We start from the raw sequence: 20,506 nt of genomic DNA, 5'->3' as shown, positions 1-20,506 counted from the left end.
TTCAACCATGTGGGGGGTGCGTATGTTCGCTAGCGCAGTGGCACCGGCGGGTTCCACCGTTCGCAGTGACCAGGCCGCCGGGCTGCCCAAGGAGGAAAGATCATGAAGAAGATCATGTCGCGTGTTGCGCGTGCCGGCGTCTCCGCGGCGCTCATCGGGAGTGCCCTGTGGGCGGCCGGTGGTTCCGCGACTGCCGCCCCGTTCCAGACGGACGCGCACACCAAGGCGGTCGCCGGCGACAGCCGAAACCTCCCCGGTCACCAGGACCGGACCAACGGCTCCGGGTACGCCGGTCAGCCGCGGGGAGCGCACGACCGCCCTGACCCCTGGGTCGCAGGCCAGTTGGAGGTCTTCGACCCGTGGATCGCCGACCAGCTGGCCATGTTCGACCCCTGGATCAGCGACCAGCTGGCCATGTTCGTGTCCGCCGACGGCCACGGTCGGTGAGCCGTCACGGACGGGCGGGCCACGGCGTTGATACGCCCCCGCGCCTTCCGGCCCGGGTTTCCTGCCGCTGACCACGTGCGGCCCCCGCGCCGGCCTGACGCACACGCCGCCACCGGCGACTGAGCGTGGAACGCCCCGGCGTGGGGGCCCGGCACTGGCGTCGGTCACCGTCGCGAGCCCCCTCGGCGTCGGCTGGGTCGACCGTCCCTCGCCTGCGCGCCGAGCACAACCAACTGCGTACAGACTTCCAGCAACCGGTGCGGGTCTTGCACGTCCTGGAGGCCGAGAACCAGCAGCTGCGGCAGTCCGCCGGCAGCGACGGTGTCGTTCGGTCCTACCTGTCCAGCACCAGTCAAAGGGCTGACCGACGCATGCCCGTTCGAAGCACCGTACGCCCCGCGACGCTAAAGCAGACCTGACCGACTGACGACGTCGGCTCCGGCCCACGTCGAATCACGCGGGCCGGAGCCAAACGGGACACGGGAAAGGTGATGGTGGTCAGTCCACGGACCGCACGGTGGGCATGGCGAGGGCGACCGGTCCCGTGCCGGAGCCGCTCTTGCAGGAGTCGTGGCAGTCCTTCTCCAGGCTGCAGCACAGTGAGCAGATCGCCCCGGCGTGGAAGGGGCAGTTCGCCACGTCCGGCCGCTCGAAGTCGGTCGTGCACACGGTGCAGGTCAGCATGGCCGCGGAGGGCAGGCCGTCAGCCCCGAGCAGCGGCTCCTCTAGGTCGTCGACGCGGGCGATGTAGTACTTGCCCTTCGTGAGCACCGCGAACAGCGGTGAGAGGACCATCGCGAGGAACAGGGCGATGAAGGGGGAGTATGCCTTGCCGTAGTCTCCGAACGCCTCGAAGTAGGCCGCGATGGAGACGGCCGAGGCAATGAGCATCGATCCGAAGCCGACCGGGTTGAAGTTGTACAGGTGCGCGCGCTTGAACTCGATGTACGAGGGACTGAGCTTCAGCGGTTTGTTGATGACGAGGTCGGCGACGACCGCGCCGATCCAGGCGATGGCGACGTTGGAGTAGAAGCCGAGGACGGTGTTGAGGAAGCCGAAGACGCCGCCCTCCATCAGGGCCAGCGCGACGCCGACGTTGAGGAAGATGTAGAGGACCCGGCCGGGGTGGCGGTGGGTGAGGCGGGAGAAGAAGTTCGACCAGGACAGCGAACCGGAGTACGCGTTCGTTGAGTTGATCTTTATCTGGGACAGGATCACGAAGAACGTGGCCAGGCCCAGGGCGACGGGTGCGGCGAAGGTCTTGAAACCGTGGACGTACTGCTGGATGGGCTCGTTGGCCTTGGACAGGCCCACGCTGCCGGCGATGTAGAAGGCGAGGAAGGCCCCGCCGATCTGCTTGGCCGCGCCGAGCACCACCCAGCCCGGGCCGGCGGAGAGGACGGCCCCCCACCACTTCCTGCTGTTCTCGGGCGTCTTGTCGGGCATGAAGCGCAGGTAGTCGACCTGCTCGCCGATCTGCGCGATCAGTGACAGGGCCACGCCCGCGCCCGCGCCGACGCCGAGCATGCTGATGCTCGAGCCGGTGGGGGAGTTGCCGGCGAAGTGCGTGAACCGCGAGAACTCGTCCGGCTCCTGGATGGCGATGGACACGAACGGCGCGACCATCAGCACCAGCCACACCGGCTGCGTCCACACCTGCATCTTCGACAGCGCCGTCATGCCGTAGATGACCAGCGGCAGGATGACCAGCGAGCAGATCAGATAGCCGACGGCGAGCGGGATGTGCAGCCCCAGTTCCAGGGCCTGGGCCATGATCGAGCCTTCGAGGGCGAAGAAGATGAAGGTGAAGCTGGCGTAGATGACCGAGGTGAGCGTGGATCCGAGGTAGCCGAAGCCTGCGCCCCGGGTCAGCAGGTCCATGTCGATGGAGTACTTCGCCGAGTAGTACGAGATCGGGATGCCGGTCAGGAAGATGACGACCGCGGCGGCGAGGATCGCGATCATCGCGGAGGAGAAGCCGTTGGAGATGGCGATCGAGCCGCCGATGGCGAAGTCGGCGAGGTAGGCGATGCCACCGAGTGCCGTGGTGGCCACCACGTAGGGGGTCCAGCGGCGGAAGGACTTCGGCGCGTAGCGCAGGGAGTAGTCCTCCAACGTGTCGTTCTGCGCCCAGTTGTTGTACGTCCGTCCGCCCGTACTCGCCGGCGGTGCTTCCTTGTCGACGATCTCCGTCACGACATTCCCTCTTCCCAGCACTGGGGACGCCCCGGGCGACCCCGGGTGATTGCACGGAAGAGTCACGCCGCCCTGTTTCTTGAACGTTTCCCTTCCTTTAAGGGAAAGGTCTTTAACAGGCCTTTATTCGATGCGGGTAGATAGCACGCCAACAGGGGCGAAACCGCGTGCGCCGGGTGACCACATAGGTTCGCCGGATAGCTGATCAGTCCTTGATCGCCAACCGACGGCATGTGGTATGTCCTCGGCAAGGCGTTGTCGTACCCCCGGTGTAGCGTCCGGTCCGGAGTCAGGCTCATGCTCTGCGGTTGACGGAGGCGCGCGGATGACGAGTACGACAGGCGAGGCCGTGGTGGCGGTGTCCCGGCGCATCGAGGCCCCGGCGGAGGACATCTTCCGAATCCTGGCCGACCCCGGACGGCACCCGGACCTCGACGGCTCGGGGATGCTGCGCGGTGGCGTCTTTCACGCAGTGGTCTCGGGCGTCGGGGACGTTTTTGTGATGCGCATGCACTACGAGCGCTACGGCGACTACGAAATGATCAACCACGTCGTCGAGTACGAGCCGGACGGCCGCATCGGCTGGGAGCCGAGGCCCGGCCGGGGGCACCCGGACGCCACCGCGCCCGGGGCCGCGTGGGGCCACCGGTGGATCTTCGACCTGCTCCCGGACGGAGTCGGGGCGACGGTGGTGACCGAGACCTTCGACGGTTCACGCATGCCGGAGGACAAACGCGCGGAAGTGAACAGCGGGCGCGCCTGGTGGCAGACGCAAATGGCAAGCACCCTGGAACGCCTCGCCGAACTGTGCGCCGCCCGGTGAACGCCGAACTCGACGCCCTCAAGGGCGCTCTGGACCGCCAGCGCGAGCACGTCCTCGGGATCCTTGAAGGTCTCTCGGAGGAGGATCTGCGGCGGCCGGTGCTGCCCAGCGGCTGGAGCTGCCTGGCATTGCTGCGCCACCTCACCGTGGATGTCGAACGCTTCTGGTTCCCCGGGGTGATCGCGGGCGAACCGGATGTGGCCGGACAACTCACGGCAGGCGCGGAGGCGCACTGGTACGTACCCGAGGGGATGACCACCAATGACGTCTTCGCCGACTACCGGGCGGCCATCGCACGTGCAGACGCCGTGCTCGCCGCCGCCACGCCCGAACAGAAGCCCTCCGCCTGGCCCGCGGAGATCTGGCCGACCTGGCAGCTGCCTGACGTGCGGCACATCCTGATCCACGTGCTCACCGAAGTCGCCTGCCACAGCGGCCACTTGGACGCGGCACGCGAACTGATCGACGGCACCACCTGGCTCGGCGGCAACCCCTACGCCGGATAGTCCTGTGACCGGGTGAGGTGCGTCGGGTTCTTCAGGCCGCGACGGCGAGGGGGCGTCCGCCCCAGCGGATGCCCTTTTCACTTCGGATGCGGGCGCGTTCTTTGTGTTCGGCGGCCAGGACGTCGCGGTGGCGGGCGTTGGCGTTGCGCCAGCGCAGGTAGGAGTGCAGGGCCTGGGTCTGCACGGTGTGATTGGGGTGGTTCGAGTTGGCGATGGTGAACTGCCGAAGCGGCCCGAAGTGCGCTTGTGGCAACCCCGTTCGGAACACCAGTCGCGCGGGTATGCCAGGCTCGGATCACGTGCCGTGGTCCGGTGGCTGACACGGGCCGGCCGTCGCCGACGGGGCTGCCCGGCGGCGGCCGAGTGCCTCCCGCTACGCGGGAGGCACGGCAACGTCTCAGCGACGAGGGACGGCACGGGCTGTGAGGCCCAGGCGCACGACGACGACGGCGATGTCGTCGCCGGCGCCGCCGGCGAGGCCCAGGCGGGCGAGGAGGGCGTCGGCGAGGTGTTCCGCGCCGAATTCGGTGCAGGTGGCCAGGGCGGAGGTCAGGCGGTTGAGGCCGGCCTCGATGTCCTCGCCGCGGCCTTCGATCAGGCCGTCGGTGTAGAGGATCAGGGTGTCGCCCAGGGTGTAGGTCGCGTTGGCCTGGGGGCGGGGGACGTGGTCGGGGCGGGCGCCCAGCGGTGGATCGGTGGCCTGCCCGAGCAGCTCGCAGGAGTCGTCCGGGTGCAGCAGGACCGGCGGGGGATGCCCGGCGCTGCTGTAGATCAGCAGACGGCTGCGACGGTCCACAAGCACCTGGACGGCCGTTGCGGCCAGTGCTCCCTCCACCGAGCGCGCGTACAGCTCCAGGGCCTCCAGCGCCTGGGCCGGGCCGTGGACGGTGCGGGTGGCGGCGCTCAGCGCGCTACGCAGCCTGCCCATGACGGTGGCGGCCAACAGCCCGTGGCCGACCACGTCGCCGACCATGACGGCGAAGCGGTCCCCCGGCAGGTCAACCACGTCGTACCAGTCACCGCACACATACAGAGCTCCGGTCGCGGGCAGGTAGCGGACCGCGACGTCCGGGTGCCGGGCCAGGTCCGGAGAATGGAGCATGGTCTCCTGTGTCGCCGGTGACCAGGTAGACCACGCTCCGGGCGACCGAAACGGCGTGGTCGGCGAACCGCTCGTAGTACCGGCCGACGAGGGCGACGTCCACGGCGGCTTCCACGCTGTGCTGCCACCTGTCGTCCATCAGGTGCTGGAAGATCACGCGGTGCAGCTCGTCCATCCGGTCGTCGTCTTTCTCCAGCTGCAACGCGGACGGGACGTCGTGGGTGAGGAGGACTTCGGCGGCCTGTGCCATCAGACGCTGCGCGAGCTGGCCCATCTCCAAAACGCTGCGGCGCAGATCGCGCGGAATCGCGGGTGAGGGGTGGCGCAGCCGGGCCAGTTTGGCCACATGGCTCGCCAGGTCACCGCCGCGCTCCAGATCCGCGCCCATGCGCAGCGAGGTGACCACGATCCGCAGATCGGTGGCGACGGGCTGCTGGCGCGCCAGCACCGCGATGGCCCGGTTCTCCAGATCCCGCTGGAGATCATCGATGGTGTCATCGGCCGAGATCACGCTCTGCGCGAGCTGAAGATCAGCGTCCAGCAGAGCGCTGGTGGCACGGCCCATGGCGGAACCGACCAGGCGCGCCATCTCCACCAGTGCGTCACCGATGGCCTGCAGCTCCGCGTGATACGCCTGCCGCATCGCGTCCTCACCATCTCGTCGTCGGCCGGTTGCCTCCTGCCAGACGCCCGCATGCGACACGCCCCGCTGCGGTGCCGGCTGGTGGGCAGGGCGTGGCCTGCGGCGACCGGTCAAGCCGCCCGCGACCCGCGGCGAGCAGGCTGAAGGCCGGGAACGATGGCCGCCAGCCGTCAGCGGCGCCGATAACGGCGACGCGTACCTCCCTCTGAGTTCTTCCCTCAGCCTCCGAGGGCAGTTTTGCGTGATGTTCAGGCGCTGGGTTGCGGGCCTTGGGGACCATCGTTGCAGCGGACGAGCCGCAGGCGGGACGGGGTGGGGCGAATGCGCCGAGCGCCAGTGCCGCCTCCCTCGCTGACCAGCGCCTTCGGCACCCGCCACAGGACGGGCCGAGGCCCAGAGGCATCGTGACCGACCTGGCGGGGTTTGTTCTCCCAGGAGGCCGCCATGGCCTCGGCGAGGCAGGCTGGGCATGTGAGGTCGCTCTTCGGCTCACTCTTTCGACCAGGAGCGGGCGGCCAAAGCAGGGTCCTGCTCGCACTGGCGCGGTGCGTGCCGTTTGTGGTCGCGCTGGCCGTGCTGATCATCGAGCTCACTCCTGCTCACTTCATCTACACCGGCCCCTTTCTCACCGCGGTACCGGCGCTGGCGGCGGTAACGACGGGACCCAAGCGCACGGCCCTGGCGGTGGCTCTCGCGCTGGCGGTCAGCGTAACCACGGCCACCTACAACCATGCCTGGGGCAGCCTGCAGGTCTATACGAACTTCCTGGCTCTGGCTCTGGTCTCCGTGGCCGGTTTCATCACGAGCAGCGTCGTACGTGCGCACAGGAAGAGCGAGCTCGACCGGGTCCGCAAGATCGCCGTTGTCGCACAGGAGGTCATTCTGCGGCCGGTCCCCGAACGCCTTGGCCCGCTACGCGCGGCAAGCCTGTGCCTGGCGGCCGGGACCGAGGCCCAGGTCGGGGGTGACCTGTACGAGGCCGTGCAGACGAGGTACGGCGTCCGGATGATCGTAGGCGACGTCCGCGGCAAGGGGCTGAGCGCCATGCACGCGGTCGCCGTGGTGCTGGGCGCGTTCCGGGTGGTCGCGCACTTCGAGGACGACCTGGTGGGAGTCATGAACCACTGCGCGGCCGCGCTGCGCCGGGAGGCCGCCGTGCCGGGCGCCTTCCCCGAGGAAGCCCTGATGGAGGGATTCACCACCGCGCTCATCGCCCAGGTACCGAACGACGAACCCGTAGTGCAACTGGTCAACCGCGGCCATCCGCCCCCGCTGGTACTCCACAAGGGCCGAACTCAGGCCCTGAGGCCCACCTCGCCGCACCCGCCCCTGGGCCTGGAGGACCTGATCACCGGCCCTCCCGGGAAGCCGGAGAGCTATCCGTTCCTACCCGGGGACCGTCTACTCCTCTACACCGACGGCGTGATCGAGGCCCGCAACCCCGGCAAAGCCTTCTTCCCTCTGCCGGAGGTCATGGAGTCGATCAGCGGCAGTGCTAACCCTGAGGAGTTTCTTGGGCAACTGCATCAGGCATTGATCGGCCACACCGAAGGCCGCTTGGCGGACGACGTGGCGATGATCGTTGCCGACCGGCTCGAGGAAGGAATCGGTACGCCGGATCTGAGACCCTCTTTCTGAACGGCTGACCAATCATTTCCCCTGGATCAACACCATGCTGCCAGGTCAAAGTCGCCGAAGCCTGTCAGCGGTTGATCATCCCGCTGTCGGTGGGGGCGTCGGTAGCCCCTGGCCTTCGAGGGGGGAAGGCCAGGGGCCGCCTGCCATGACAGGGGCGGTCACCGGAACCAGCGGTTCCCAACCCCACGCCGGCGAGCACTGGGGCCGCACGACACTCCGATGCACGCGTGTCGCCTCGAGTAACGCGCGGAATCCGGCACGGTCACGGTGTCGTCAACCACGTAGCTGTCCAACCAGCGACGGCCCTTGCCTCCGGTCTGGACAACGACGAGCAGGCCCGTGAGGACTTCGAGGGCGGCCGCTACCAGAAGGTCCTGGATCGGTACGAGGAAACCCGCCCGGACACCCGCAGCCCGCTTGGCGGGGTGGACAACGCTCATGCGGTGGCACACTGGTCGTCGTGTCCAACTCCTACGCGCAGCCCATCTTGAGAACAGCGGACCTCTCGGCGGGATTGCGCATCGTTGAGAGGCTGCTGGGGATCGCCGACCTGAGGGATCTGGAAGTCGATTTCGATGCGCGGATCTCCTCGACTCACTCTCTATCGGAGGTGCTGGCCCTGCTGCCGGACGCCGACTGGTGGGCTGCAGGGGAGAGGGACGGTGCCTCGGACACGGGGGATGATCCGTCGGCCTACCTGCCCATCTGGCTACGACGCTGGGCTGGGGCACCCGAGACCGTGGAGCCGTTTCTCAAGGCGGTGGGCGACAGCCCGGCGACGGTGCGGTGGGACTTCAACGCCTGGCCCGAGGCTCCGGAGATAGGTCTGGGGGTGGGAGGCACCCGCGGCGCGTTCGTCACCCTGTGCGCGCATGCCCGCGACCTCGATCTGGAGGAGCCTGCGGCCGACTACACGGTGTTCGTCCACGTCAAGCAAGTGGAGGCCGAACGCGCACCATGGCTTGCGGCCCAAGTCGGGCTTCGGGTGATAGGCGACTTGGTGATGGCACCGTACTGAGCATCCGTGAAGGGATCTGCAGCACCGCCAGCGGGGTTCCGACGTGCACCAACGCCGTCGGCAGAGCGTAGATAGCTGATCACGGTTTCCCGAGCGCTATCGAAGGCTCCTGGGCAGCGTAAACGCCAGGTTGGAAAGGGCTCACTGTGTTCTGAACGGCCACGGTCAACCTACCTGTTGCAACGCCGCCGCTCGATCCATCGGTCCGCACAGTGGCCGGCACCGACCTCTTCTTCCCGAAGCAAATCGGATAAGGCCTCGACCTTCGGCTAAAGTGCCTCTCACCAGCTGCGACGGTCCGCCGGCGTCCGTGCGTGTCCACCGTTGTGCGTGGGTGTTGTCACGCAGTTAGACACTCAGCCGGGCTAGCGGTTGACCGCCCCGCGCCGACGGTCACCCCGACTCGGTGGGCGAAGACATCCAAGCGAAGGCGTCTGCTGTTCGGGTAGCCAGCGATCCGCTCTGCCAGGAATCGGTGATGTCGGTCCAGCCGTGGAGGTAGGCGCTGCGCGCGCCGTGCTCTGCTGCTTGGTCGTAGAAGAGGGTGAACTTGTAGACCCTGCCGTCTTGGGAGATGACTTGGCCGTCCTCGTGGTCGGGGCCCTCCTGCAAGAGGTCGACGACGATCGTTCGGTCCGGATCGAGTCCCTGGCCCTTCAGGAGTTCCCGCAACCGCCTCCACAGGTCGTAGTCGCTGGTCCTCAGGAGGTCGGTGTACTGAACGACGATGCTCCGCTGGATCAGGCGGAGTCATCTGGCGGCCGGGCGCGATCCCGCCGACCGCGGCTCCTCACAGTTTGCCACCGACCAGGACCGTGCGATGGTTCCCCAGCGCGTGTGCGAATCGGCTGAGGAAGCCGGGGCTGAACTCGGGCCAGTCCCAGAACTCGAAGCCGAGGTAGCCGAAGGCGTGGTAGTCGCCGTCCCAGGTCCACGTGGTCAAGTCACCGGTGCGACGACAGCGCTGGCAGGTGACGGTGGCTTGACCCGTGTCGCGCCACGTCTTGATGGCCTTCGCGAAGGGCTCCCAAGCGCCGTCGATCGGGTCCCACTCATCGGTGTAGAAGTCCACGCGGGCGGCGCAGTGAGGGCAAGCGGCATACATGGCATCGCCCTGACCGCCATGAAAGACGGTTCGGCCTGTCTCGATCCTGAGTCCGTCGCTGGGTTCCCAATCCTCCCGGCCGACGGCCTTGGCCCAGAGCGGGCCCGGTGGGTGCCCCAGCGGGGCGCCGAGAACGCAATCGGTGCGCTCGGCAAGGACTATGCCTTCCTCGACGAGCCAGGCAAGGCCCCGGGCTGCGAGCGTCGGCGCGTCTACCGGGGTGGCGTCCAAGTCGACGACCGTCTGAAAGTGGTTTCCCATGAGGAGTGACAGTAGAAGATGCCACCGACAGTCATCGAGGGCGGTCAGAGCGGCTTTGAACTCCTCCGGAGAGGGGCGCCAAGCTGACGTAGCGGCATGCGTGTGGCACGGCGCCTGGAACGGCGAAGGGCTGGCCGGGGAGGGAAACCTCCCTGAGCCGGCCCTTCTGTCTGTGCTTCGGCAGACTTGAACCTGCGACACCTGCTTTAGGAGTTCGATCTGAGCCCGCTCCGGCTACGGTCGTCCGCTGGTGCGACAGTCGGACGGAGACGCTGGTGTACGTCCCCGTCCGGCGTCGTTGGTGTCCAGCGTAGATGTCAGCAGCCCTCATCCTGACTGTCTCGCAGGTCGATCGGTGTGCCTGGACAGATGGACAGATGCGAAGGGCTGGTCCACCCTTCACTTCTATGACCGCCCCTCATCGTGAGGCTGCCACGCGATCGCGGCTGCCTGAAGCCATTTGTGTCGTAGCCGAGGAGATAGCCGGGCTGCTCCGGTCGTGTACAGATGCGACGGTGCCCATTCCTGGTGCTGAGTGGACGGTTGGAGAGTCTGCGGCGCATCTGGTCCTGGCCAACGAGTTGATGGCTGCCCTTGCCGCAGGGCGTGAGCAGGTATATGGCGACGGCACACCAGGGGGACTTGCGGCGGCCAACGCCGCCTCGCTGGTTTCCTTCCCCGAACGCGACACCTCCGTCCTGGCGGGCGGCATCGTCCGGCATGCGCGGGCATTCACCGAGGCGGCCGGCCTGCGGTCGGCGGACACACCGACGGTGACGCCGCTGGGGCCCATGGACTTGGAGATCCTTGGCTCCTACTTGCTGACCCACATGCTTGGGCACGGCTATGACATCGCAGCGGCACTTGGCCAACCACACATGATCGACCGTGACAGGGTCGATTTGGCGATGCCGTTTCTGATCACTGCGATGCCCCGTGTCGTCGATGTACGAGCGGCTGACGGGCACAGTGCCTGTTACGAGCTAAGGGTGCGCGGCCTCTCTCGGCTCACAGTGACGTTCACCAACGGCATGGTGGCCGTGCACGCCGAGCCCCCGCGCCGTCCCGACTGCACGATCATGATCGAACCGATCACGTTCTTCCTGCTCGCACTGGGCAGGCGCAGTGCCACCGGTGCCATCGCCCGCGGCAAGGTCCTCGCCTGGGGACGCAAGCCCTGGCTCGCGCCAGGTTTTCCCGCATTGTTCACCGCGCCATGACGGACGCTTGCCTGGTCCCGCCCAGGAAGCCCATTGAGCTTCCTCGACATGCGAAGAGCGATGCGGGCGTCGCGCGTTTACACGCTGGACCCCGCGATGATCGAGCGTGACGGCCTGTAGTTCAGCTCGGCCAAGTCCGGCTTGCGGCGCTTCCCAAGCTCTCAGCTTGGGAATCTGCCGGCTCAGCCTTCCCAGGTTTGAGTCCTGGCGCCGCCACACTGGGGAGTAACGGCCCCTGACCAGAAGGCGTACGACTCCCGCAAGAACCGCGCCTACCTGCGCCGACGCGGGATCAAGGCAACGATTCCCGTCCCGGCGGACCGGGTGCGCAACCGCAAGAACCTCGGCTCTACCGGCGGTAGGCCGCCGAAGTTCGACAAGACCGACTACCGCGAACGCCACGCGGTCGAATGCGGGACCAATCGCCTCAAGCGCCACCCGCGGTGGCCACCCGCTATGACAAGTTGGCCGTCCGCTACGAGGCCACCGTGCTGGTAGCGGTCCTGAACGAATGGCTGTGACCAGCAGCGGAATCGTCCTCATCGATTACCTTGTAGCCGGGGACAGAAGGCCAGCGGACCGTCAGAACCACAGACTCTTCCTCCGCGAACCAGGAGTGATCGACGCCCCGGCCCCACACGACGTAGTCCCCCTGCTCGGCCAGGAGAACACTGCGCCCGGGCAGTTCCACCCGGAAGCGCCCGCTGATGAGGACCAGCAGGGCGGTGCGCTCTTCGCCGGTCACCCACTGAGCCCGCTCATCGCCCTGCGGGTGGACGCCCCACTTGATCTCCACGTCCTCGCTATGACGAGGATCGGAGGCATCCTTGAAATGTCCCAGCAGCCACCCCCGGTCGAGTGCCGCGTCCCTGCCGGCGTTTCCCACATAAACGCTGTCGGTCATGGCTCCGGAAGGTAGCAGCCAGCCGCTCCGCACTCACAGCAGTAACGACCGCCACATTCACAACAGGCCCTAGACGAGTAAGTCCGAAGGGGCCGAGTGCATGAAGCGAGGGTCTCGTTGGTCCGTTTGTGACGACAGACCTCGAAACCCTCGCGACTGCACTGTACGTGAAGATCGATGACTCTCTGGCAGGATCGCGTCGATGGGGCCGCCCGCCGAGCCTGAGCGATGCCGAGTTGTTGACGCTGGCGGTGATGCAGGCCCTGCTCGGGTTCGTCTCCGAAGCCCGCTGGCTGCGGTTCGCCCGCGTCCATCTGGCGGCCGAGTTCCCCTACCTGCCCGGGCAGTCCGGGTACAACAAACGCCTGCGGGCCGCGAACACGCTGATCAGCAGGTTCATCCGCACCCTGGCCCGGGACAGCGACCTTTGGCACGACGACGTGTGGATCGTGGACTCCACCCCCGTGGAGTGCGCCCGCTCACGGCCCACCGCGAAGCGCTCCGACCTGGCCGGCTGGGCCGGCTACGGCTACTGCCCCTCGCACTCCCGGTTCTTCTGGGGCCTGCGTCTTCACCTTGTGTGCACCCCCGGCGGCCTCCCGATCGCCTGGGCCCTGGCCAACCCCAAAGTTGACGAACGCGAGGTGCTGGCCGACATGCTCACCGGCGACCAGGACCTACTGGCCACCCACCCCGGACAGACCATCGTCGGCGACAAGGGCTACGTATCCAGGCACCTCGACGCCTTCATGGCCGAGCACGGCCTGACCCTGCTGCGGCCGACCTACCGCAACATCACCCCCCGGCCCGGCGAACACCTTCTCAAGCCCATCCGACAGCTCATCGAGTCGGTGAACGACACCCTCAAGGGCCAGCTCGACCTCGAGCGTCACGGCGCGAGAACCCCCGCCGGCGTTCTCGCCCGTGTCGGACAACGGATCCTCGCCATGACGACCGCGATCTGGCACAACCGCAACACAGGCCGAGCCATCACACGCTCACTGATCGCCTACGACCACTGACCAACCCTTCGGACTTACTCGTCTAGCCCCCCGTGCCCGTGACGAAGCGTTCCAGGAGCGCACAGAGCAGTTCCTGGTCGTCCTGCGCCATGCACTCGAGGAGCCGGGCGCCCACTTCGTCGCTGATCCGTGAGGCCTCGGCGAACAATGCCCTCCCCTCGTCGGTCATCTCCACCGCATGGGCGCGGCGGTCGGCGGGAGAGGGCCGCCGCAGGGCCAGACCGCGGGCCTCCAGGTCGTCGACCGTGCGCACCATGGCGGACTTGTCGCTGCCGGTGAGGTCGATGAGCTGCCGCTGGCTGAGCGGCCCGTGCTTGGCGAGGTTGAGCAGGACGCCGTAGTGCCGGCCTTCGACGCCCAGGGGGCGCAGGGCCTCGGAGAACGTCCGTGCGGCCCGGCGCTGGGCGAGCCGCAGCAGCGGGCCGATGCGCGCGGGACCGTTGCCCAGCGCGGGAGAGGGGGAGTCGGGCGCGTTCATCACCGCCCAGCATAGGGCAGGACCGAGATTGATAGCTTTGAGATAATCTCATATGGCACCATCTCTTCCATGCCTAATTCGACTGCGCGGCCCTGGACCCTCGCGCTCTTCCGGGCCGTGGTGACCTGTGAGGCCGCCCTCGCCCTCGGCCAGGCGGTACTGGCCGGCAGCTTCCTGTCCGGCCATTACCAGGCCCTCGACCTGCACGCCCTCAACGCCACGGCCACCGGGCTGACCGCAGCGGCCCAGATCGTGGCCGCGCTGCTGTGGTGGCGGCCCGGCGGAGGACCGGGCTGGCCGGTCCTGGCCGGCCTCGCGCTCTTCGGTGCGGAGGCGGGACAGATCGCCATGGGGTACACGCGCGCGCTCGCCGTTCACGTCCCGCTGGGAGTGGCGATCATCGCCTGCACCTTTCTCATGCTGGTCTGGGCCTGGCGCCCGGCGGCAGGCCCGTACCCGGCCCGTGAGGAGCGCGTATGACCGGGGGCATCGCCAGACGCCGTCTGCTCGTCGCTGCCGCCCTGGGGGGTGGAGCGCTCACCGCGGGCGGATGGGCCCTGGCCGGCGGGTCACTGACACCGGGTCAGCCAGGACTGCTGCTGCGCAGCCGGACGGTTCTGCCGCAGCCCTTCGCGGTGCCGCTGCCCGTCCCGCAGGTGCTGGCACCGGCCCGTTCCAGCGCCACCACGGACGTGTACGAAATCGTTCAGCGAGCGGCCCGTCTGCGGATCCTTCCCTGGCTCGAGACACCGGCCTGGACGTACGGCGGCACGTTTCCCGGACCGACCCTGGTCTCCCGTTCCGGCCGCAGGACGCTGGTGCGGCACCGCAACGAACTGCCGCACCCGACCGTGGTCCACCTGCACGGCGGCCACACTCCCCACGGCAGCGACGGCTATCCGACCGCGCTGGTCCTGCCGCAGGGCGGCACGGCGTCCGGCCCCCACGGCATGGCGGGGATGCCGGGCATGTCCGAAGCGGCCGGTTCACGGGACACGGCCGCGGGCGAGCGGGCGTACACATATCCGATGGAGCAGCGGGCCGCCACCCTCTGGTACCACGACCACCGCATGGGCTTCACGGGCCCGAACGTCTGGCAGGGCCTCGCCGGTTTCCACCTCGTCCACGACGACGAGGAGGACGCGCTGCCCCTGCCCCGCGGTGAGCGGGACATCCCCTTGATGATCGCCGACCGTGCCTTCGCCGCCGACGGGTCCTTCCGGTACCCCGCCCTGGACCCGGCCCAGCACACACCGGGTGTCACCGGCCCGTACATGGACGGCGTCCTCGGTGACGTCCTCCTCGTCAACGGGGCGCCCTGGCCCGTGCTGGAGACACAGCGGCTGCGCTACCGCCTCCGCCTGCTCAACGCCTCCAACGCCCGCCGCTACCGTCTCGCACTCGACCCCCCACCACCGGGTGGCGGCGGTCTGGTGCAGATCGGCGGCGACGGAGGCCTGCTGGACAGGCCGCTCGCGCACGACACCCTCGACGTCGCTCCGGCCGAACGATTCGACGTCGTGGTCGACTTCTCGCGTTACCGGCCCGGCACCCGCGTGCGGCTGGTGAACCGGCTGGGCAGCGGCAGCACGGCGCACGTCATGCGCTTCGACGTCTCCACCGCCCGGCCGCCGGCCGACGACACCCGCATACCGGACCGGCTGTCCGCGATACCCGTTCCGCGACCGGAGCGGGCGACCGCCTTCCGCACGTTCCACTTCCAGCGGCGTGCCGGATCCACCGGCTGGACCATCAACGGCCGCCCCTACGAGCCCGGCAGGCCCCTGGCCACCGTCCGGCTCGGCACCACCGAGCTATGGCGGTTCGTCACCGACTTCCACCACCCGGTCCACCTCCACCTCGACCACTTCCAGGTGGCCGCCCGCAACGGCCGCTCGCCAGGCCCCTACGACGCGGGCTGGAAGGACACGGTGGACCTGCGCCCCGCCGAATCCGTGGAGATCGTCACCCGCTTCACCGACTATTCGGGCCGGTTCATGCTCCACTGCCACAACCTCGAACACGAGGACATGGCGATGATGGCCGACTTCGTCACGGAGTGAACCGGCCCCGCGGAGCTGCGGCATGACTCGGTGGCGGACGCGTGAATCCACCACCGAGTCGTCGAGTCGGGCGGCGCTATAGGGGTCTGAAAAGCCTGTCAGCGGGCAAGTCGCCTGGTAGCGGGGCGGTGCGCACTTTCGGGGGCTGGGGTGTGCGGGCTGCGTACCCGTTACCCGACGGATCTTTCCGATCCGGAGTGGGAGGTCCTCCGTCCGCTGGTTCCGGTGGTCAAGCCCGGTGGGCGACCGGCGAAGCACGCACGGCGGGAGATCATCAACGCGTTGGCATACTGGCCGCGGGCCGGCTGTGCCTGGAGACTGCTGCCGCACGACCTCCCGCCGTGGCAGACCGTCTACCACTACTGGCGACAGTGGCAGCAAGAAGGCGTGCGGGAGCGGATGTTGACGGCGTTGCGTGAACGCGAGCGGGCGCAGCTCGGTCGGGATCTCACTCCCACCGCGGCCATCGTGGACAGTCAGAGCGTTAGTACTGCAACGGTGCTTGCCGTGACTGATGGCCAGGTCGGTCGTTGGTGTGGTTATGGGTGGGGACCTTGCTGATGTCAGGTCGTGGGCGGGTGAACTGGAAGGTGCATGAGCGGTTCGTGCACCGTTTCAGCAGGTCGGAGCCCCGGGAGTCGGCACTTGCCTACATGCGAGGCCTGATCGCACCCCTGCAGCGGAAGAACGGCTGGACCCTGGCGGAGGAAGCCGGCCACGCAGGCCCGGACCGCATCCACCGGATGCTGAACCGGATCGAGTGGGACGCCGACGAGGTACTCGACGACGTGCGCCAGTACGTGGTCGACAACCTCGGCGACCCCGACGCCGTCCTGATCCTGGACGACACGGGCTTTGTGAAGAAGGGGACGCGGTCGGCCGGGGTGCAGCGGCAGTACTCCGGCACCGCCGGGCGGACGGAGAACTGCCAGGTCGGCGAGTTCCTTGTCTACGCAACCGGCCGTGGGCGGACACTGATCGACAGGCGTCTGTATCTGCCCACCTCCTGGACCGACGACCGCGAAAGGTGCCGCCGGGCCGGTATCGACGACGAGGTCGGCTTCGAGACCAAGGTGGCCAGGGCGAAGGCGATGGTCCGCCGCGCCATCGCGGACAAGATCCCGTTCCGGTGGGTGACCGCGGATGCCGCCTACGGCTTTTCCAGGGGCTGGCGGTCCGAGCTGGAGCGGGCGGACGTCTTCCACGTCATGGCCACCACCCGGCACGACACCGTGGTCACCCGCTGGGCGACCGACCATCCCGTCCACGACCTGTTCAACGGCCTGCCACGGCAGAAAGGGAAGACCTACGGCCACACCTGGATCGGCCTCGTGGTGTGGGGTGTCCCGCTGAGCGTGGCGGCGGCGTGGCTGATCCGCTGGTAGCGCACCGTGCACGAGCTGGTCGAGGAGCACGGTGCGCCGCCGGCCCCGGCTGCGCCGGCCGCCGAACGGGCCACGGCCGGAGAAACCTCCCCGGTCACCAGGACCGGATCAACGGCTCCGGGTACGCCGGTCAGCCGCGGGGAGCGCACGACCGCCCTGACCCCTGGGTCGCAGGCCAGTTGGAGGTCTTCGACCCGTGGATCGCCGACCAGCTGGCCATGTTCGACCCCTGGATCAGCGACCAGCTGGCCATGTTCGTGTCCGCCGACGGCCACGGTCGGTGAGCCGTCACGGACGGGCGGGCCACGGCGTTGATACGCCCCCGCGCCTTCCGGCCCGGGTTTCCTGCCGCTGACCACGTGCGGCCCCCGTGCCGGCCTGACGCACACGCCGCCACCGGCGACTGAGCGTGGAACGCCCCGGCGTGGGGGCCCGGCACGGGCGTCGGTCACCGTCGACGACGAGGAACACGAGGACCAACTGCGTCGCTGTCTGACGGATGCCTCACTGCCTCTGGAACTTCGGATCGGCGGCGCCTTTATTCGGCTCTACGGCCTGCCCCTCATCCGCATCGTCCACCTGACGACCGACGGCTTCCACCAGGACGAGCTCGGGGCCTACTTCACCTTCGACAAGAACCCGGTACTCCTGCCGCCGACGCTGGCTCGTCTCATCGAACAGCAGATCACCACAGGCCGGTCGCGCGCAGCCCTGGGGCCGCTTGCCACCAGCGAGCATCCCGAACTCCTGCTCCCTGGCCTTCCCGCCAGCCGCCCACGCAGCCCAGAGGCGCTGTCGGGACAACTAATGAAGCACGGCCTCCCCACCATCGTGGCCCGCAACACGGCTCTGTTCGGCATAGCGGGGGAACTACCGCCGATCCTCATCAGTGACCTCTTCGGCGTCCACAGGAACACCGCGAACCAGTGGGCGGTGCTCGCCCAGGACAGCTGGGCCGGCTACCTTGCGGCCCTCAGAACCCGTCCCTGACGCCTCCTCTTTCGAGGCGCTGGCGCGAGATCGCCGATAGATTGAGGACGGGTTCTTATCCGAAGGACGCCAAGAGTTCACGCTCTCTGTCTGGGGCGAGTCCCGCGCGGCGTGGCCGGTGCAGTCCCTGCTCGCGTTCCCAGCGCAGTGTGTCGGCAAGGAGGTCGGTGCGAGAGCGGTGGCGCAGGCCCGCGGTAGTGGCGGCAGATCCGTCGCGCGCCGCCCAGCCCTCCCAACCTGGTTCGACCACCCACATGGGCAGTGAGTCGAGGCCCATGTACTGGGCCACTCCGTGCGCGAGGAGTTGCTGGGACGCCACCGTGATGACCGGTCCGGTGTGTCCGCCGACGCTGCGGGACAGCTCGATCCACTCGGCGAAGGGCACAGTCGGGCCAAGCGCGTTGTACGTGCCCGTGGCTCGGTGTTCTGCAGAGTCGAGGAGCCAGGCCGCCAAGTCGCGTACGTCGATGGTCTGCGTCGGAACTTTGGGGGTGTCTGGGACGAGCAGCGGCGCCTGTGGGGCACGGGCAGCGCGGGCGACCCAGTAGCCAGAACGGTCACTGTGGTCGCCGGGCCCGCCGATGAGTCCGGCGCGCGCGATCAGGAGGCGGTCGGCCAGGGCCGTTCGGGTGAGCGTTTCGCAGGCGGACTTGGCCTCGCCGTACTGGTCACGGTCGACCTCTTCGTTGTCTGTGGCGGGAAGCAGGGTGGCGGATTCGTCCGCGCCGGGCTCGCCGTGGGAGGCGTATGCGCTGACCGAGGAGACGTAAATCCAGTGATGTGCCCGCGCGCCCAGGGCCGCAACTGCGTTCCGTACGAAGCCGGGTTGCCAGGACACCTCAAGCACAGCGTCCCATTCCCGGCTGGGCAGGGACGCGTACGCGGCGGGGTTGCGCCGATCCGCGGCCACCAGGCGCGCGCCTTCCGACACGGGCCCGCTGTCGCCACGAGCCAGGCACGTCACGCGGTGGCCGCGGTCGAGGGCCTGCCGGGACACTTCACGCCCCAACCAGGCCGTACCGCCGAGAACCAGGATCTCCATGGCGGAACTCAATCAGCACGGCCCGTTCACGCCAAGAGGCCTCTGCTGTCGGCAGAGCCCGCATCTGCTCAAGTCGTTTTCCTCATACGTCAGCCGCTCCACTGACACCACGAGAGGGGTTCACGAGGGGCTTTCAGCGCCACCGAATAGCGCACGGTCAGAACAACACCTCTTCACCAGTAGGGCGCCCCCCGGGCCCGCCCGCCAGGTAGCGGCCAGCCTTGCCACGGTCGCCTGGGGACTGGCGTCGATCCCGGCGATGCGAGGCCTGAACCTGCGATCGAGCACGTCGCAAAGCGTGTTCGTCTCGAAGGACTCCTAGCGGGCCGGGCCCGGCGTCCCTCGCGCGGTGACGGTGAGGTGGCTCTGCATGATCAGGGGACGGTGGCCGCCTCGTTGCGCATCAGCTCCCGCTCGGAGCTGAACTGCTGCTCCGAGCGGGTGCGATACGCAGGATGACCGGTGTCTCCATGCTGTCGACGGTGATCCGGTAGGTCGTGTTGTACATGCCGCCGCCGAGCTCCACGGCGGCGGTGATGCGTGCGGCGGCTCCGAAGACGCGCTGGCCGATCGCCTGGATGTCCTCGGCGGTGACGGGCTGCTGCAACGCGTGCGGGTCGCGGGGGATGGATCGGAAGTCCATGGAGCTCCTCCAGACCCGAGGAGGGAAAGCGGCTCATGCGTTCCGTGGGGCTGGATCATGCACGCGTCGCCCAGCACAACGATCCGGGCGGCGGCAGGGCACGCCTGGCAGCCGCCCCAAGGGCGGTTCGTTCCTTGGTGGCCGGGAACAGCGAACGCCGCCCGGTGCCGTCTGCCCGCTGGCGTACTGGCCTGGCGCCTGTACAGGCAGGCGGAGGGGGCGGCGGCGGTGGCACGGAGCGTGAGGCAGGCGAAGGACTGGGAGGACTTCGACTGGGTTGTGTGGAAGTTGGAGGTTCAGGACCCATCGCGGCTCGCCGGCGAGGAGCCGGACCTGGACGAGCGAACTCAGGAGACAATGACGCAGCTCGCTGCCTTGCTCGGTTGCGTCTACGAGATGTGTGTCGACTACGACTCCTACGGCAGCGGAACGCCCTACTACGCCTGGTGGGTCCGCCTGCCCGCAGCCGAGCACGCCCGACGCGACCAGGGGGGCCTCCCGCTGGTCCTCGCCCCGATCCGCCAGTACCTGGACGACCAGGTGCCCGACGGCCTTCAGTGGGAGATCACCCCGGACCGGGAGCTGACGGTCGACCACGCCGCCAGTACAGCCCTGCGCACCGTCTACGACGATGTGGTCACCCCCTTCGAGAAGGCGCTGACGCCGCTGCGCATCGATGGCGCCGCCGACCTCGAGCCGCGGGCCAAGGTGTGGAAGTGGGACGAACACCTGCTGGTCGGCACGTTCGACCTCTGGCTGTGCGACGACCCGGACCGCCCCAACACCTGGCTGGTGGTCAGCGTCGGCCTGTGGACCGAGTCGCAGCTGTTCGACCAGGAGCCCGCCGCCCGCCTTGGTCACTTCGACTTCACCCCGCACCACCCGCTGTTCCTGCCGCGCCCACCGGGACTGGCGACGCGGCGTGGATGAAGCCGAGGCGCGCCAGGCGCTCGCGAGCGGCATCCGGGCGTGCCCGCACTGCCGGCCGGACGCGGGGTGACGGGCTCCCAGGCGGCCCGG

22 protein-coding genes and 4 pseudogenes are annotated in these 20,506 nt (G+C 68.4%); 15 read left to right on the top strand and 11 right to left on the bottom strand.

Annotated elements, in window-relative coordinates:
* Positions 1–102: 102 nt before the first annotated feature.
* Positions 103–447 (top strand): hypothetical protein, encoded by a 345-nt coding sequence (locus OG956_RS00390; RefSeq protein ID WP_330335888.1) that lies wholly within the window; start codon positions 103–105, stop codon positions 445–447.
* 498 nt (positions 448–945) lie between these two features.
* Here OG956_RS00390 and OG956_RS00385 read toward each other — a convergent pair whose 3' ends face one another.
* Positions 946–2,643, bottom strand: a complete 1,698-nt coding sequence (locus tag OG956_RS00385) for a purine-cytosine permease family protein (protein WP_330335887.1) — start codon at positions 2,641–2,643, stop codon at positions 946–948.
* A gap of 325 nt (positions 2,644–2,968) precedes the next feature.
* Between OG956_RS00385 and OG956_RS00380 the strand changes: the two genes are divergently transcribed.
* Positions 2,969–3,466, top strand: a complete 498-nt coding sequence (locus tag OG956_RS00380; RefSeq protein WP_330335886.1) for an SRPBCC family protein — start codon at positions 2,969–2,971, stop codon at positions 3,464–3,466.
* Positions 3,463–3,972: a DinB family protein gene (locus OG956_RS00375; protein WP_330335885.1), complete on the top strand. Its 510-nt coding sequence runs from the start codon at positions 3,463–3,465 to the stop codon at positions 3,970–3,972. Before OG956_RS00380 ends, OG956_RS00375 begins: the two co-directional genes overlap by 4 nt.
* A 31-nt stretch (positions 3,973–4,003) precedes the next feature.
* Here OG956_RS00375 and OG956_RS00370 read toward each other — a convergent pair.
* The 3 genes and pseudogenes from OG956_RS00370 to phoU form a co-directional block, all read right to left on the bottom strand.
* Positions 4,004–4,219: pseudogene (locus OG956_RS00370) on the bottom strand (IS630 family transposase); the annotation flags it as partial.
* 150 nt (positions 4,220–4,369) lie between these two features.
* Positions 4,370–5,083: pseudogene (locus OG956_RS00365) on the bottom strand (PP2C family protein-serine/threonine phosphatase); the annotation flags it as partial.
* Complete coding sequence (gene phoU / locus OG956_RS00360; RefSeq protein WP_330335884.1) at positions 4,989–5,717, bottom strand: phosphate signaling complex protein PhoU; 729 nt, start codon at positions 5,715–5,717, stop codon at positions 4,989–4,991. The pseudogene OG956_RS00365 and the gene phoU, both read right to left, overlap by 95 nt.
* 558 nt (positions 5,718–6,275) lie before the next feature.
* Here phoU and OG956_RS00355 point away from each other — a divergent pair.
* Together OG956_RS00355 and OG956_RS00350 are read left to right on the top strand one after the other, a co-directional pair.
* On the top strand, positions 6,276–7,355 hold the full coding sequence (locus tag OG956_RS00355) for a PP2C family protein-serine/threonine phosphatase (RefSeq protein WP_330335883.1): 1,080 nt from the start codon (positions 6,276–6,278) through the stop codon (positions 7,353–7,355).
* A gap of 460 nt (positions 7,356–7,815) precedes the next feature.
* The gene (locus tag OG956_RS00350; RefSeq protein WP_330335882.1) at positions 7,816–8,373 is read left to right on the top strand and encodes a hypothetical protein; all 558 of its coding nucleotides are present in this window, start codon (positions 7,816–7,818) and stop codon (positions 8,371–8,373) included.
* A 393-nt stretch (positions 8,374–8,766) separates the two neighbouring features.
* On the opposite strand, the gene OG956_RS00345 is transcribed toward OG956_RS00350, so the two are convergent.
* Both OG956_RS00345 and OG956_RS00340 read right to left on the bottom strand, forming a co-directional pair.
* Positions 8,767–9,045: a hypothetical protein gene (locus tag OG956_RS00345; RefSeq protein WP_330335881.1), complete on the bottom strand. Its 279-nt coding sequence runs from the start codon at positions 9,043–9,045 to the stop codon at positions 8,767–8,769.
* A 118-nt stretch (positions 9,046–9,163) separates the two neighbouring features.
* On the bottom strand, positions 9,164–9,739 hold the full coding sequence (locus OG956_RS00340) for a hypothetical protein (protein ID WP_330335880.1): 576 nt from the start codon (positions 9,737–9,739) through the stop codon (positions 9,164–9,166).
* Positions 9,740–10,146: 407 nt separating this feature from the next.
* Between OG956_RS00340 and OG956_RS00335 the strand changes: the two genes are divergently transcribed.
* Together OG956_RS00335 and OG956_RS40155 are read left to right on the top strand one after the other, a co-directional pair.
* Positions 10,147–10,959 carry a maleylpyruvate isomerase family mycothiol-dependent enzyme gene (locus OG956_RS00335; protein ID WP_330335879.1) on the top strand — a complete coding sequence of 271 codons (813 nt, stop codon included), beginning with the start codon at positions 10,147–10,149 and terminating at the stop codon, positions 10,957–10,959.
* 243 nt (positions 10,960–11,202) lie between these two features.
* Positions 11,203–11,480: pseudogene (locus tag OG956_RS40155) on the top strand (transposase); the annotation flags it as partial.
* Here the strand turns inward: OG956_RS40155 and OG956_RS00330 are convergent.
* Positions 11,435–11,863 (bottom strand): signal peptidase I, encoded by a 429-nt coding sequence (locus OG956_RS00330; RefSeq protein WP_330335878.1) that lies wholly within the window; start codon positions 11,861–11,863, stop codon positions 11,435–11,437. The pseudogene OG956_RS40155 and the gene OG956_RS00330 overlap by 46 nt on opposite strands.
* A 128-nt stretch (positions 11,864–11,991) precedes the next feature.
* Here OG956_RS00330 and OG956_RS00325 point away from each other — a divergent pair, with 128 nt between their 5' ends.
* The gene (locus OG956_RS00325) at positions 11,992–12,885 is read left to right on the top strand and encodes an IS982 family transposase (RefSeq protein WP_330335877.1); all 894 of its coding nucleotides are present in this window, start codon (positions 11,992–11,994) and stop codon (positions 12,883–12,885) included.
* Positions 12,886–12,907: 22 nt separating this feature from the next.
* Here OG956_RS00325 and OG956_RS00320 read toward each other — a convergent pair whose 3' ends face one another.
* The gene (locus OG956_RS00320; protein WP_330335876.1) at positions 12,908–13,363 is read right to left on the bottom strand and encodes a MarR family winged helix-turn-helix transcriptional regulator; all 456 of its coding nucleotides are present in this window, start codon (positions 13,361–13,363) and stop codon (positions 12,908–12,910) included.
* A 69-nt stretch (positions 13,364–13,432) separates the two neighbouring features.
* On the opposite strand from OG956_RS00320, the gene OG956_RS00315 reads away from it, so the two are divergent.
* The 4 genes and pseudogenes from OG956_RS00315 to OG956_RS00305 form a co-directional block, all read left to right on the top strand.
* Entirely contained in the window at positions 13,433–13,843 is a 411-nt protein-coding gene (locus tag OG956_RS00315) for a hypothetical protein (RefSeq protein ID WP_330335875.1), read from the top strand.
* Positions 13,840–15,426, top strand: coding sequence for a multicopper oxidase family protein (locus OG956_RS00310; protein ID WP_330335874.1), 1,587 nt, complete (start codon positions 13,840–13,842; stop codon positions 15,424–15,426). The genes OG956_RS00315 and OG956_RS00310 overlap by 4 nt, the downstream gene beginning before the upstream one ends.
* Before the next feature lie 150 nt (positions 15,427–15,576).
* Positions 15,577–15,987, top strand: coding sequence for a transposase (locus OG956_RS40150; protein ID WP_443065508.1), 411 nt, complete (start codon positions 15,577–15,579; stop codon positions 15,985–15,987).
* Positions 15,968–16,730 (top strand): annotated as a pseudogene (locus OG956_RS00305) (IS701 family transposase); the annotation flags it as partial. The gene OG956_RS40150 and the pseudogene OG956_RS00305, both read left to right, overlap by 20 nt.
* A gap of 585 nt (positions 16,731–17,315) precedes the next feature.
* Here the strand turns inward: OG956_RS00305 and OG956_RS00300 are convergent.
* Positions 17,316–17,549 (bottom strand): hypothetical protein, encoded by a 234-nt coding sequence (locus tag OG956_RS00300; protein ID WP_330335873.1) that lies wholly within the window; start codon positions 17,547–17,549, stop codon positions 17,316–17,318.
* Positions 17,550–17,618: 69 nt separating this feature from the next.
* Between OG956_RS00300 and OG956_RS00295 the strand changes: the two genes are divergently transcribed.
* Positions 17,619–17,801, top strand: a complete 183-nt coding sequence (locus OG956_RS00295) for a hypothetical protein (RefSeq protein ID WP_330335872.1) — start codon at positions 17,619–17,621, stop codon at positions 17,799–17,801.
* Between the two features lie 55 nt (positions 17,802–17,856).
* Here the strand turns inward: OG956_RS00295 and OG956_RS00290 are convergent, their stop codons facing one another.
* Both OG956_RS00290 and OG956_RS00285 read right to left on the bottom strand, forming a co-directional pair.
* Complete coding sequence (locus OG956_RS00290; protein ID WP_330335871.1) at positions 17,857–18,843, bottom strand: NAD-dependent epimerase/dehydratase family protein; 987 nt, start codon at positions 18,841–18,843, stop codon at positions 17,857–17,859.
* 403 nt (positions 18,844–19,246) lie between these two features.
* Positions 19,247–19,486: a hypothetical protein gene (locus OG956_RS00285; RefSeq protein ID WP_330335870.1), complete on the bottom strand. Its 240-nt coding sequence runs from the start codon at positions 19,484–19,486 to the stop codon at positions 19,247–19,249.
* A gap of 357 nt (positions 19,487–19,843) precedes the next feature.
* Here OG956_RS00285 and OG956_RS00280 point away from each other — a divergent pair, with 357 nt between their 5' ends.
* Complete coding sequence (locus OG956_RS00280; RefSeq protein WP_330335869.1) at positions 19,844–20,416, top strand: hypothetical protein; 573 nt, start codon at positions 19,844–19,846, stop codon at positions 20,414–20,416.
* Entirely contained in the window at positions 20,409–20,486 is a 78-nt protein-coding gene (locus OG956_RS40145) for a DUF6233 domain-containing protein (protein ID WP_443065656.1), read from the top strand. The genes OG956_RS00280 and OG956_RS40145 overlap by 8 nt, the downstream gene beginning before the upstream one ends.
* The last annotated feature ends 20 nt before the right edge of the window (positions 20,487–20,506 follow it).

The sequence above is a fragment of the Streptomyces sp. NBC_00557 genome (genome assembly GCF_036345995.1).
Lineage (GTDB): Bacteria > Actinomycetota > Actinomycetes > Streptomycetales > Streptomycetaceae > Streptomyces.
The sequence above is the reverse complement of the archived record's forward strand: the minus strand, read 5'-3'. Positions and strand labels throughout refer to the sequence as shown.